Source organism: Mammaliicoccus fleurettii (genome assembly GCF_002018435.1).
GTDB lineage: Bacteria > Bacillota > Bacilli > Staphylococcales > Staphylococcaceae > Mammaliicoccus > Mammaliicoccus fleurettii.
The window spans coordinates 67,404-81,615 of the sequence record NZ_MWJM01000011.1 but is presented as its reverse complement, the minus strand read 5'-3'; the positions used below and the strand labels follow the sequence as shown (position 1 = coordinate 81,615).

At 32.8% G+C, this 14,212-nt stretch carries 13 protein-coding genes; 12 read left to right on the top strand and 1 reads right to left on the bottom strand.

Features of this window, described 5'->3' with window-relative positions; translation table 11 throughout:
• On the top strand, window positions 1-507 hold a 507-nt coding region (locus B2G86_RS09730), incomplete at its 5' end, for a sugar phosphate isomerase/epimerase family protein (protein WP_142242935.1).
• A gap of 96 nt (window positions 508-603) precedes the next feature.
• On the opposite strand, the gene B2G86_RS09725 is transcribed toward B2G86_RS09730, so the two are convergent.
• Window positions 604-1,038, bottom strand: coding sequence for a VOC family protein (locus B2G86_RS09725; protein WP_158079035.1), 435 nt, complete (start codon window positions 1,036-1,038; stop codon window positions 604-606).
• A gap of 187 nt (window positions 1,039-1,225) precedes the next feature.
• On the opposite strand from B2G86_RS09725, the gene B2G86_RS09720 reads away from it, so the two are divergent.
• From B2G86_RS09720 to B2G86_RS09670, 11 genes are all read left to right on the top strand, one after another.
• Entirely contained in the window at window positions 1,226-2,299 is a 1,074-nt protein-coding gene (locus tag B2G86_RS09720) for a YkvI family membrane protein (RefSeq protein WP_078357909.1), read from the top strand.
• Between the two features lie 140 nt (window positions 2,300-2,439).
• Complete coding sequence (locus B2G86_RS09715) at window positions 2,440-3,774, top strand: sodium-dependent transporter (RefSeq protein WP_078357908.1); 1,335 nt, start codon at window positions 2,440-2,442, stop codon at window positions 3,772-3,774.
• A gap of 35 nt (window positions 3,775-3,809) precedes the next feature.
• Window positions 3,810-4,694: a cidABC operon transcriptional activator CidR gene (cidR, locus tag B2G86_RS09710; RefSeq protein WP_078357907.1), complete on the top strand. Its 885-nt coding sequence runs from the start codon at window positions 3,810-3,812 to the stop codon at window positions 4,692-4,694.
• 307 nt (window positions 4,695-5,001) lie between these two features.
• Window positions 5,002-5,385 carry a CidA/LrgA family protein gene (locus tag B2G86_RS09705; RefSeq protein WP_078357906.1) on the top strand — a complete coding sequence of 128 codons (384 nt, stop codon included), beginning with the start codon at window positions 5,002-5,004 and terminating at the stop codon, window positions 5,383-5,385.
• Entirely contained in the window at window positions 5,382-6,071 is a 690-nt protein-coding gene (locus B2G86_RS09700; RefSeq protein WP_078357905.1) for an LrgB family protein, read from the top strand. The genes B2G86_RS09705 and B2G86_RS09700 overlap by 4 nt, the downstream gene beginning before the upstream one ends.
• A 362-nt stretch (window positions 6,072-6,433) precedes the next feature.
• A complete protein-coding gene (locus tag B2G86_RS09695; protein ID WP_078357904.1) occupies window positions 6,434-8,056 on the top strand; it encodes a BCCT family transporter in 1,623 nt (540 codons plus the stop codon).
• A 225-nt stretch (window positions 8,057-8,281) separates the two neighbouring features.
• Window positions 8,282-9,013 carry a phosphoadenylyl-sulfate reductase gene (locus B2G86_RS09690; RefSeq protein ID WP_078357903.1) on the top strand — a complete coding sequence of 244 codons (732 nt, stop codon included), beginning with the start codon at window positions 8,282-8,284 and terminating at the stop codon, window positions 9,011-9,013.
• Window positions 9,014-9,122: 109 nt separating this feature from the next.
• Window positions 9,123-10,943 (top strand): assimilatory sulfite reductase (NADPH) flavoprotein subunit, encoded by a 1,821-nt coding sequence (locus B2G86_RS09685; RefSeq protein WP_078357902.1) that lies wholly within the window; start codon window positions 9,123-9,125, stop codon window positions 10,941-10,943.
• A gap of 15 nt (window positions 10,944-10,958) precedes the next feature.
• A complete protein-coding gene (locus B2G86_RS09680) occupies window positions 10,959-12,662 on the top strand; it encodes an NADPH-dependent assimilatory sulfite reductase hemoprotein subunit (RefSeq protein WP_404932025.1) in 1,704 nt (567 codons plus the stop codon).
• A 19-nt stretch (window positions 12,663-12,681) separates the two neighbouring features.
• Window positions 12,682-13,452 (top strand): uroporphyrinogen-III C-methyltransferase, encoded by a 771-nt coding sequence (gene cobA, locus B2G86_RS09675; RefSeq protein WP_078357900.1) that lies wholly within the window; start codon window positions 12,682-12,684, stop codon window positions 13,450-13,452.
• 15 nt (window positions 13,453-13,467) lie between these two features.
• Entirely contained in the window at window positions 13,468-14,208 is a 741-nt protein-coding gene (locus B2G86_RS09670) for a sirohydrochlorin chelatase (RefSeq protein ID WP_078357899.1), read from the top strand.
• Window positions 14,209-14,212 lie beyond the last annotated feature (4 nt).

Below are 14,212 nucleotides of genomic sequence, written 5' to 3'. Positions count from 1 at the left end.
GCTAAATTTGCTAAAGATCACAATGTCAAAATTGGTATCGAGTTACATGCAGGTTTCTCAGTACATACACCATATACATTGTTGAAATTAAGAGAAGCAACAAATGATGCAATAGGTGCTAACTTAGATCCGAGTCATTTATGGTGGCAAGGTATAGATCCAATAGCAGCAATTAAAATACTAGGTAAAGCCGGTGCAATACATCATTTCCATGCAAAAGATACTTATATTGATCAAGAAAATGTCAATATGTATGGATTAACAGACATGCAACCATATAGTTCAGTCCAATCAAGAGCATGGACATTTAGAACAGTTGGTTATGGACATAGCCCACAAGTATGGGGAGATATTATAAGTGCACTAAGAATAAATGGATATGATTATGTCGTAAGTATAGAACATGAAGATCCTATAATGTCAGTAGAAGAAGGCTTCCAAAAAGCAGCACATAACTTACAGACAGTGAATATCAACGAATCACTAGATAATATTTGGTGGGCATAATGAAAAACATGACTTCAGCTTATAAAAATGGGCAGAAGTCATGTTTTTTTAGTTGGATATTTGGTGGTGTATTATGAAGTTGTAAGTGATATGTTATTAAAGTTTTTCTGCTAATTCTACAAAAATGCCTTCGGGTCCTTTTATATAACATAGTTTATAGAGGTCTTCGTATTGAATGATTTCTCCAATTATATTTGATGATGTTGATTTCAAGTTCTCGACAACTTGCTCAATATTTTGAATTGCAAATGCGAAGTGACTGCCACCGATATTTTTGGGGAAGTATTTAGTTTCATTAGATGTCTCTACTTGGTTATGGAATTTTATAAGCTCTATTGCGGTTTCTCCGTTGTGGACTTTCATCATAGCAATTGTTGCTTCTACTGCATCGACTCCGTATATGTTATTAATCCACTCGCCATTGACATTTTGTTCGCCAATTAATTCTAAACCTAAAGTATTGAAAAAATGTTTAACTTCTTCCAAATCTTCAATGACAATTCCTACATGGTCCATTTTCTCTAATTTCATGTTATACATCTCCAATTTAGATTATGAGTTATTTGTTATTATATAATGAAATTGTTATTTAAACTAATAAATTAAATCATAAAATGAAAACGATTTCAAATAATTGTCTTTCTTCTCTAAAAATAGGTTGAATATTGAAAAATCGGAACTAAACTTTGATATAGTATATTTAAGGGGAGTGAGATTTATGAAAAGAATTTTTTTGATAGCTAGTGCTTTTATAGGTGTCATAGTAGGTGCTGGATTCGCATCTGGCCAAGAAGTCCTACAGTATTTTACGAGTTTTGGGGTTATGGGGATATTTGGAGGTATCATAACAACAGCACTGTTTGCATATGTAGGTATGATGCTAGTTTGGCTCGGAAGTAAAATGAAGACAGATTCACATAAAGAAGTTATACATAAAGTAACTGGTAAATCAGCTTTTGGAAGTATAGTCGGTTGGACTATTGATTTAGTAATTATCTTTACACTGTTTGGTGTAGGTGTCGTAATGTTAGCAGGTGCAGGCTCGAATTTAAGCCAACAATTTGGTTTAGCACCTATTATCGGTACATTAATTATGACGGTTTTAATTCTTTTAGCAGGTATGTTGAAAGTAGAAGGTGTTGTTAAAATTATCGGAAACATAACACCATTTCTTATTGTCTTTATTGTAATTATATCAGTTTATAGTTTCTTCACAGTAGATACATCGTTTGCTGAGTTAAATAAAATATCTGACTCATACTCTTCTACATTACCAAACTGGTTTATAGCTGGTATTAATTATGCATCATTTAATACTGCAGTAGGTGCATCAATGGCTATTGTTATGGGTGGCGCTGAAAAAGATTCTAAAATCGCTGGTATGGGTGGATTATTAGGTGGACTTGCATTAGGTGTCATGATTATATTAAGTCATTTAGCTATTTTCTCTAAACTAGATACAGTAGGAGATCTAGATATGCCGATGTTAGGTATTGTAAATGAAATTTCTCCTATCTTAGGTGTGTTTATGGCGATTGTGATATTTGGTATGATATTTAATACTGGATTGGGAATGTTTTATGCATTTGCTTCTAGATTTACTTTTGTAGGTACAAATTCATTTAAAATATTTTACATAGTATCAGTCATAGTCGGTTTAGGATTAAGCTTCGTAGGATTTACAGACTTAGTTGCAATATTCTATCCGTTAATTGGTTATTTAGGGTTAGTATTAATCTTAGTACTAATTTATGCACCATTTAAAATGAAATTTGGTAAAAAGGAACTTTAAATATATTTTTCAAGAGTTGAGGCTGGGACAAATTAATTGTCTCAGCCTTAATTGTTAAAATCATTAAATTATTACTGTGTAGTCTACAATTATACGATATACTTCAATAAAGAGTTAATAGACATGAATGGAGGGATAACATGGATAATCAAAGAGATCAATGGTCATCTAAACTAGGTTTTATTATGGCATCTGCTGGTGCTGCAATCGGAATAGGGGCTATATGGAAATTTCCATATGTTGCTGGTCAATTCGGTGGTGGAGCCTTCTTATTATTATTTATTATATTTACACTATTTATTGGATTACCAATGTTAATATCAGAGTTTATAATCGGGCGTTCTACGAGTAAAGAGGCGGTTGCGGCTTATGATTCTTTAGCGCCAAAATCACCTTGGAGAATAACTGGTAGACTTGGCGTAATCGGATGTTTCTTATTATTATCGTTCTACAGTGTTGTAGGTGGTTGGATAACGATTTATACGGCACTAGGTTTAACGGGTAATCTTATTTCAGATGATGCAAACTATGGTAAAGTCTTCGAACAAATTATCGGACAACCTTTCACTGTATTGATTGGTGTATTTGTATTTATTTTAATGAATGTTATCGTATTGAACTTTGGAATTAAAAAAGGTATTGAACGAGCAAATAATATTTTAATGCCATTATTATTTATCTTTTTCATTATTCTTGTTATAAGAGCGGTTACTTTAGAAGGTGCTTCTGAAGGGCTATCTTTCTTCTTTAGTTTTAATTTTGAAGATTTTTCAGCAGAAGGTGTCTTATATGCGCTTGGCCAATCATTCTTCTCATTAGCAGTAGGATTTTCATGCATGGTTACATATAGTTCTTATTTAAGTAAAAAGGAGAGTCTACCAACATCAGCTGCGTCAGTATCAGCGATGAATATTATAGTTTCAATATTAGCAGGTATGGCTATTTTCCCTGTTGTGTATGCATTTTCTTTAGAGCCAGCAGAAGGTCCAGGTTTATTATTTATAGTATTGCCTAATGTATTTAGCCAAATGGCATTTGGATCAATATTTTTAACTTTATTTTTACTATTGTTCTTATTTGCTACTTTGACTTCATCGTTCAGTCAGTTTGAAATTATTATTTCTGCTTTAGAAAAAGAAGGCAAAAGATCTAGAACAAAAATCGTATGGATACTTGGCTTACTTACATTTATTGCTTGTATACCTTCTTCGTTATCATATGGTGTATTAGCAGATGTTTCTATATTTGGAAGATCTATATTCGATGCAACAGATTATTTAGTGAGTAATATATTACTTCCAATTGGATGTTTGCTTATTGCAGTATTCATCTCATTTAGGATGGACCAAGCAATTGTGAAAAAAGAATTTCAAATTGGTAATCAATTATCTCTAAAATGGTTCAAATTATGGAAATTCTTAATGAGATATATTATACCTATCATTATCATTATAGTATTTATATTCTCGCTTTAATTTTGTAATGACATCCATGAAAAGAGGTGCTAGAAATGGAATTTAAACAGTTAAAATATTTTGTGGAGATTGTCAGAAATGGTGGTATGACACAAGCTGCAGAACATTTATTTGTAGCACAATCAACAATAAGTAAAGCAGTTAAAAATCTTGAAAATGAATTTGAAGTCACACTTTTTGACCGTTCACAAAAACATATTAAACTGACGGATACGGGAGAAGTTTTTTATGAAAAAGCCGTAGAATTTTTAACACTATTTGATCACTTAACATTAGAACTTAATGATATTTTTGACGTTCAAAGAGGGCATATAAGATTAGGATTATCACCCATGATAAAAGTTGACCTCATAACAGATAGTCTTGAAAATTTTCATAAAAAATACTCAAACGTCACATATGAAGTTACTGAAGGTGGCGGTAAAGCCGTAGAACACTATATAAATAAAGATGAAGTAGACATTGGGGTGACAACATTGCCAGTAGACTCCTCAAAATATAATAGCGTCGCTTTGTATAAAGAAGAACTATTTTTAGTCGTAAACAAATTACATAAACTCGCACAGAGATCACAAGTTTCAATTAGTGAACTGAGAGAAGAAGAATTTGTATTATTTCATGACGATTATTACTTAAGAGATATGATTATAGAAAATTGTCGTAAAGAAGGATTTTATCCAAAAACCGTAGCCAAAATATCCCAGCTAACATTTATAAGCAATATGATAGAAAGAGGACTCGGGCTATCAATAGTACCTCGAAGTATAGCAGAACAAATGAGTGAAGATGTCAGAATGATTGAGCTGAAAGGTGAGAAAATATATTGGCACTTAGGCCTCATCTGGAAAAAAGGCGCTTACGTCAATCAAGTTACAAAAGAATGGATAGTATTTTTAAAAGACTCCCTAGATAGGAAATAAGCATAAGGGACAAAATTCCGAGAAATGTCCGTAAGCAGTGCTGTCGCTAAGGAGCACAATTCCGAATTCTGCTACTAAGATCAACATAAGAATGACAATAAAAATTTAAGAGAACCCCCGAAGTTAGACTTTTGCCTAACTTCGGGGGTTTTTATATCAAATCAGTTTGTTCATCACAATAACAGGCTCTGTTTTAGACTAACTATTCCAAATCGGAATGTGTGTAATCGATAATATGTATTTTATTAATAGTTCGTATGGTCATATAATGATGTCTATAACGATTTATTAAAAGGGTTGTGTTTATATGGTGAAACTATTTATAAAGATATTATTTCAAGTGTCTTTGATATATATAATTACGCAAGTTGGAAAATGGCTACAAGAGATACTGCATATACCGATTGCAGGTAGCATTGTTGGTCTTGGGTTTCTGTTTTTCTTACTATTAACGGGTATTTTACCTGAGCATTGGATTGAGGTTGGAGCTAATAAATTAATCAATGTTATGATTCTATTTTTTGTACCTTCAATTGTAGGTGTAATGGATATCGCTGATCAAATTGGACTGAGTTACATTATTATGGTCGTTTTATTGATTGTAAGTACGAGTTTAGTTGCATTGTCATCAGGTTATGTTTGTGAAAAGATTTTAAAGTTAAATAAAAAAGATAAGGAGAAAACAGCATGATTATAAAAACAATTACGATGATATTTTTAACACTAGCATGTTTTATAATCGCTAAGAAATTACAACTGAAGTATAAACATCCTCTTCTTAACCCAGCGCTCATTTCTTCTATCATGATTGTGAGTGTATTACTTATTCTAGGATTCAACTATAAGGACTATATGGTGGGTGGCTCTTGGATACATCAATTTTTAGATTGTTCTGTTGTGAGTTTAGCGTATCCTTTATATAAATATAGAAAATTAATTGTCGCAAACTTTAAGATTATTATAACGAGTGTATTAACAGGTATTATGGTTAATTTTATTGTTATTTATAGTGTGCTTTATGTAATGGGTTATCCTAGTTCGACTATTGTTACGATATTGCCTAGATCTATGACAGCAGCTGTTGGGATAGAGGTTTCTCATCAAATGGGTGGAACGGATACACTAACTGTCATGTTTATCATTGCGACTGGATTGATTGGCAGTATATTAGGTAATTTCTATATAAGTAAAGCTAGATTTAAAAGTGATTTAGCGAAAGGCTTAACTTATGGAAATGCTTCACATGCATTTGGAACAGCAAAAGCATTAGAGGCTAATATTGAAGCTGGAGCATTTAGTACAATAGGTATGATATTGACTGCAGTCTTAAGTGCAATTATGTTACCGGTCATGTACTTAATTACGACATATATTTAGAATGTGAAGTCATGGTGTGAAATTTCCATGACTTCTTTTTTTATTAACAAAACGACGTAATGAAAAATATTTTTATATAAATTTTTATTCATAAATTACGTATAAATATACTAAATGAAAGTAAAAAAGATTTGTTTAGTTTGTTAAATTATAACTTAACACAACTGTTATAGCAATATTTCTAATCGCTAAAAATGCTTCGTTATATATATTTATTCATAAATAATCGTAATTACCTTTGTATGTAATTTGCATTTTTATTAAAAGTTCTATAGTGTCTTCAATGTGATTTAAATCATCGTGTTCATTAAAAGTGATTATATTGACGATGTACATTAATCGACAACGAGGAGTGTTCAGAAGTGAAGAAACATAAAGTAATGGACTGGTGGACATTTTACGGGACTGTAGCTGTATTGCTTATCGCAGTTATACCAATGATGGTTTTCCCGAAAGCTAGTCAAGAAGTGATAACAAGTATTAATGATATGATATCCAATACATTAGGTCCTTGGTATTTAACACTTGGTCTAATTGTTTTTGCGTTTGTATTATACATAGCGTTTGGTAAATATGGGAATGTAACTTTAGGTAAAGCAAGTGACAAACCTGAGTTCAATAATTTTAGTTGGATTTCTATGCTATTTTGCGCAGGTATAGGTTCAGATATACTTTACTGGGGTGTAATTGAATGGGCATATTACTATCAAGTACCGCCATATGGTGCAAGTGGTATGACTGACGAAGCACTCCAATATGCAACGATGTATGGCATGTTCCACTGGGGTCCAATTGCTTGGGCTATATATGTGTTACCAGCATTGCCTATTGGTTATTTAGTATTTGTTAAGAAAAAACCAATTTATAAAATTAGTCAGGCGTGTAGACCAATATTAAAGGGACAAACAGACAAATTACCAGGTAAAATTGTCGATATTTTATTTATTTTTGGTTTGCTCGGTGGTGCAGCTACATCTTTAGCACTTGGTGTACCATTAATTTCAGCAGGTATAGAAAGGTTAACCGGACTAGATGGTGAAAATATGGTCATGAGAAGTGTAATCTTACTGATCATCACAGTTATATTTGCATTTAGTTCGTATACTGGCCTTAAAAAAGGCATACAAAAATTAAGTGATATTAATGTTTGGTTAACTTTCTTAATTTTAGGTATTGTACTTATTGTTGGTCCTACAGTATTTATAATGGAAACGACTGTTTCAGGATTTGGTAATATGCTTAAAAACTTCTTCCAAATGGCTACTTGGTTAGAACCGTTTGGTGGAATTGGGAAAAGAGAAGAGACGAACTTCCCACAAGATTGGACGATATTCTATTGGTCATGGTGGTTAGTATATGCACCATTTATAGGTCTGTTTATTGCAAGGATTTCTAAAGGACGTACTTTGAAAGAAGTTGTCTTAGGGACAATTATATATGGAACATTAGGTTGTGTATTGTTCTTCGGTATTTTTGGGAACTATGCAGTATTTCTACAAATTTCTGGCCAGTTTGATGTCATTCAATTCTTGAATCAGCATAGTGCAGAAGCCACTATTATAGAAGTAATGCATCAATTACCGTTTCCAAAAGTGATGATTGTTTTATTCTTAATATCAGCATTCTTATATTTAGCTACTACATTTGATTCAGGCTCTTATATATTAGCGGCAGCAACTCAAAAGAAAGTGATAGATGAACCATTAAAAGCAAATCGTTTATTCTGGGCTTTCGCTTTATGTTTATTACCATTCTCCCTAATGTTGGTAGGTGGAGAACGAGCATTGGATGTATTGAAGACAGCTTCAATTTTAGCCAGTGTTCCCTTAACCATAATATTTGTTATGATGATGATTTCATTTATACGAACATTAAATGGTGATCGGATTAAATTAGAGGAACGTGCAGATAAACTAAAAGCAGTAGAAAGACGTTCATTAAGGATTGTTCAAGTAAGTGAGAAAAAAGAAGACGATAATTTATAGATTGAAAAAAATTCGTAATTCAGATGAATTACGAACTTTTTTTATTTATAAAATTAACTGAAAATTAAAAAAGAAATGTTGACATCATATTTTGTATCGGGTATGCTAATGAGCATAATTTATTATTTCATAGTAATCCTATCTGCTTAAAATATTTTATCGTTTTTTAGGTGGTTTTTAGATAGAAAAGCTTTAGAAATAAACATAAGGAGGACGTTGTATATCATGACAGAAGTGTTGACTTATGAACGTTTTGACACAGATCCTTTTAAAGACATTAATATTGATGATGAAACTAAAGGTGCTTATCAAATCATAAAATGGGCCTATGAACATTATGGAGATTCTATAGTATATTCATGTAGTTTTGGTGCAGAAGGTATGATTTTGATAGATTTAATTTCAAAAGTTAAAAAAGATGCGAAAATCGTATTTTTAGATACGGATTTACATTTTCAAGAAACATATGACTTAATTGATCGTGTTAAAGAAAGATATCCTTCGTTGAATATCGAATTAAAAAAACCAGATCTAACATTAGAACAGCAAGCTGATCAATATGAACCAGCTTTGTGGACTAGTGATCCAAATCAATGTTGTTATATAAGAAAAATTAAACCTTTAGAAGAAGTACTTTCTGGTGCGACAGCTTGGGTTTCAGGATTGAGAAGAGAACAATCACCTAGTAGACAAAACACTGACTTTATTAATAAAGATGAAAGATTTAAATCTATTAAAGTTTGTCCTTTAATTTATTGGACATGGGATGATGTTTGGGCGTATATGGAACGCCATGATTTAACTTATAACGAATTGCATGATTTCAATTATCCAAGTATCGGATGTATACCTTGTACATCACAAGTTTCGTCTTCAGGGGATTCACGTGAAGGAAGATGGAATAATTTTAATAAAACTGAATGTGGTTTGCATACAGCAAATAGTAAGCCTAAATAAAGTATCTCATTAAAAGATTTTTTATAGTCTTTTTTTAAGTATAAAACATACTATTCCTATATGAATAGTAAAAATGAAAATAAAAATTGGACAGGATGAGGTGACATTTTTGGAATTAACAGTAACAAATAGCCCATTTAATCAAGAACAGTCAGAAAAGCTAAATCAAGTACTTTCAACACTTACTAAGGAGCAAAAGATTTGGTTTAGTGGTTACTTATCAGCGGCAGCTGCCCAAAGTAATGAACCAAGTGCATCAATAGTTGAAACAGCAGCACCAGTTAGTAATGAACCAAAACCAAAAACACGAGAAATCACAATATTGTTTGGTTCTGAAACAGGAAATGCTCAAGGATTAGCAGAAACATTAGAAAGTAAATTAAAAGAAAAAGATTTCAAAGTTAATCTTGCATGTATGGAAGATTTTAAACCGAAAGATTTAAAGAAAGTCGAAGATTTATTTATTATTACTGCAACTCATGGTGAAGGTGATCCACCAGATAATGCGATCACTTTCCATGAGTTTATACATAGTCGTAAGGCGCCTAAGTTAAATGACCTAAGGTATTCTGTCTTAGCTTTAGGAGATGAGTCTTATGAATTCTTCTGTCAAACTGGTAAAGATTTTGATAATAGACTAGAAGAACTTGGTGCAGAGAGATTACATTCAAGAGTCGATTGTGACTTAGACTTTGATGAACCAGCAGAAAAATGGATGGAAGGTATCTTGAATTCTATAGGTCATATATCAGGTCATGAATCAACTGAACCAGTTAAAGTTAACCCTGAAGATATATCTGCTACTCAAACGTATTCAAGATCTAATCCATATGAAGCTGAAATACTTGAAAACATCAATTTAAATGGTAGAGGTTCAAATAAGGAAGTGAGACATATCGAACTATCTTTAGAAGGTTTCACCGACTCCTTTGAACCAGGAGATTGCATTGGTATATTCCCTAAAAATGACCCTGAAGTAGTATCAGACTTAATTGAAACACTCGTTTGGAATCCAGATGAAAGTGTTCCTATAAATGATGCGGGTGATACATTAACGCTCCGTGATGCACTGACAAATCATTTTGAAATTACGAAACTTACAAAACCGATTGTTACAAAAGCAGCTAATATTTTTGGAAACGACGTGTTATCTGAAAAAGTTAAAAAAGACCGTTGGATATACGGTTATGTTGAAGGTCGCGATTTAATTGATTTAATTAATGACTTTCCACCAGAAGACTTACAACCAGATGCACTACATCAGATTTTACGAAAATTACCTGCTAGAGAATATTCAATTGCTAGTAGTTATCAAGCTACACCAGAAGAAGTACATCTTACAATTGGTGCCGTTCGATATCATGCAAATGAACGAGATAGAAACGGTGTTTGCTCAGTACAATTCGCTGAACGATTAGAACCTGGCGATACTGTACCAATTTATTTGAAAAAGAATCCAAACTTCAAGTTTCCTAAAACGAATGAAACACCTGTTATCATGATTGGTCCTGGTACAGGCGTAGCACCATTTAGATCTTATATTCAAGAAAAAGAAGAATTAGAACTTAATAATAAAGCATGGTTATTCTTTGGAGAACAACATTTTACAACAGACTTTTTATATCAAACAGAATGGCAAGGTTGGTTAAAAGATGGCGTGCTTGATAAATTGAGCGTGGCATTCTCTAGAGATTCTGAAGAGAAAGTGTATGTACAACATCGAATTGAAGAAAATAGTAAAGAATTTTATCAATGGATTCAAGAAGGCGCTGCTTTATATGTTTGTGGAGATGAAAAGTGCATGGCCAAAGATGTACATCAATCCATTTTGAATGTGATTCAAAAAGAAGGACATTATAACGAAGAAGAAGCAGAAGACTTTTTAACTCAAATGAAAAAAGACAGAAGATATCAAAGAGATATTTATTAAGAGGGGGGCATTATTGTGAGCACTCAAACTAATTTATCCGAAAAATTAGATGAAATGGAACACATTAAAAATAGAAGTAATTATTTAAGAGGAACAATTAAAGAAGGTTTATCTGATGAAATAACAGGAGCAATAGCAGAAGACGATACAAAATTGCTGAAATTCCACGGAAGTTATATGCAAGATGATAGAGATATCCGTGACGAGCGTCGTAAACAAAAGCTAGAACCTGCTTATAGTTTCATGATTAGAGTTAGAGTTCCAGGTGGTACAGCAACAGCTGATCAATGGCTTGCAATGGATGATATTTCTACAGAATATGCAAATGACACAATCAAATTAACAACGAGACAAGCATTTCAATTTCACGGAATTTTAAAAAGAAATTTAAAAAGCTCTATGCAAAGTATTCATCACGCAGTTATGGATTCTTTAGCTGCATGTGGTGACGTAAACAGAAATGTTATGTGTAACCCAAATCCATATCAATCAGGTGTACATAAAGAAGTGGATAAACTTGCAACAGATATTAGTGATCATTTATCACCACAAACCGGAGCGTATCATGAAATTTGGTTAGATGATGAGAAAATAGTTGATACTAAAGAAGAAGTAGAACCGATGTATGGTAAGACTTATTTGCCTAGAAAATTTAAAATCGGTATCGCTGTTCCACCTTCAAATGATATAGATGTTTATTCACAAGATATTGGACTCATTTCAATAATTGAAGATGACCAATTAGTTGGATTTAATGTCACTGTTGGCGGTGGAATGGGTATGAAACACGGTAATACGAAGACATACCCTCAAGTAGGTAGATTGCTTGGTTACTTCCCTAAAGAAGAAGCGATAGATGTTTGTGAGAAACTATTAACAATACAAAGAGACCACGGTAATAGAGAAGATAGAACAAATGCACGATTTAAATATACAGTTGACCGACTAGGTGTAGATTGGATTCGTGAAGAATTAAATACAAGATTAGGTTGGGAAATTGAAGAACCAAGACCATTCGATTTTAAACATAATGGAGATCGTTACGGGTGGACTGAAGGTAGTGGCAAATGGCATTTTACATTATTTATTCAAAATGGCCGTGTGAAAGATACACAAGACTACAAGTTAAAAACAGCTTTAAGAGAAATTGCTGAAATCCATACAGGAGATTTCCGTTTAACTCCGAACCAAAACTTAATTATTGCTAATGTAGCCAAAAGTAAAAAGGCTCAAATTCAAAAAATTATAGATAAATATGGTATTACAGATGGAGAAAATTATACAGGGCTTAGAAGAAATTCAATGGCATGTGTAGCCTTTCCAACTTGTGGTTTAGCAATGGCTGAATCAGAACGTTATTTACCTACACTTATTAATAAAATTGAAGGTCTTTTAGATGAAGCGGGTTTAAATGAAGAAGAAATTACAATTCGTATGACAGGTTGTCCTAACGGTTGTGCAAGACCAGCTCTAGCTGAAATTGCATTTATCGGTAAAGCACCAGGTAAATACAACATGTATCTTGGTGGTGGATTCTCTGGAGACCGTCTAAATAAACTATATAAAGAAAATATAGGTGAAGATGAAATTTTAGAAAGTTTAAGACCAATTATTATTCAATATGGTAAAGAAAAAAATGATGGTGAACACTTTGGAGACTTTGTTATCCGTAAAGGCATTATAAAAGAAGTGCACTCAGGACAAGACTTTCATAGTTAAACAGAAAAGGGGTGGAAGCATGGGCAAAGTATTCTTAGTTGGTGCTGGACCAGGTGATCCAGATCTAATAACAGTTAAAGGTATTAAAGCAATTAAACAGTCCAATGTCATTCTATATGATCGACTTGTTAATAAAGCGTTACTTGAATATGCAACTGAAGATACAAAAATGATTTATTGTGGAAAAAGCCCTAAAAATCACTCATTAACGCAAGACGAAATTAATGAATTACTTGTGAAGTTATCTTTAGAAGGTCATACCGTAACACGATTAAAAGGTGGAGATCCATTTATATTTGGTCGTGGCGGTGAAGAAGCGGAAACATTAAAAAATTATGATATTCAATTTGAAGTAGTTCCTGGTATTACAGCTGGTGTTGCAGCACCAGCTTATGCCGGAATCCCTGTTACACATAGAGATTACAGCTCGTCGGTTGCTTTTATAACAGGCGTGATGAAGGATTCTATAGATGAAGACGAATATTGGAAACATTTAGCTTTAGGACCAGAAACACTTTGTATTTATATGGGCGTCAAAAAGCTACCAGAAATTAAAAGATTGTTAGTTAAACATGGTAGAAGTTCTGATACACCTGTTGCATTAATACATTGTGGCACATCAAATCATCAATTAACTGTAACTGGTACTTTGGATGATATTGTCACTAAATCAAAACATGTTAAAAATCCTGCAATGATTGTCATTGGAGAAGTCGTCAAACTAAGAGAAAAAATGAGTTGGTTTGAAGAAGTAGCAAACGAACAACAGGTTCCACAACTCATTTATTAATACTGGAGGGATACAATGATAGGCGTATTATATGTCAGTCATGGTAGCAGAATTAAAGAAGCAACAGAAGAAGCTATTACTTTTATAGACTCAGTTAAAAAGAAAATAGATATTCCTTTACAGGAGATTTGCTTCTTAGAGTTAGCGCAACCAGATATTCAACAAGGTGTAAAAAAATTAATAGACAATGGTGCTACTGAAATTTCTGTTATACCCGTATTATTGCTCAGTGCAGGTCATTACTTTAAAGATATACCGAATGAAATTGATGAAATAAAGAAAAAACATCCTGAAGTTACATTTACTTATGGAAAGCCTTTAGGTGTTCAACCAAGATTATCAGCTATTCTGAATGAACGCATTCAAGAAACGAATATTTCAATCAAAAAAGACGCAAAACTACTTGTTGTAGGGAGAGGAAGTTATAACCCTCAAACTAAAATAGATATAACGGCTATTGGCAAAGCATTATATGAAACGACAGAATTTGAAAATGTAGAAGTTTGTTACTTAGCTGCGTGTGAGCCATCATTTGAAGATGCGTTACAAGTAGCATTACAAGCTGAACATTCACAAATATTCATAGCACCATATCTTTGGTTCACAGGCGTGTTAGAGCGTCACATAGAGAAAACAGCTAAAGAACATAATATGAACAGTGACATTATCGTTTGTAAACACTTAGGTCATCATCCTTCTATACAAGAAGCATTGAAAGACCGTGTTTTTGAAACGCTTACTACTGAAAAAGTTTGAATAT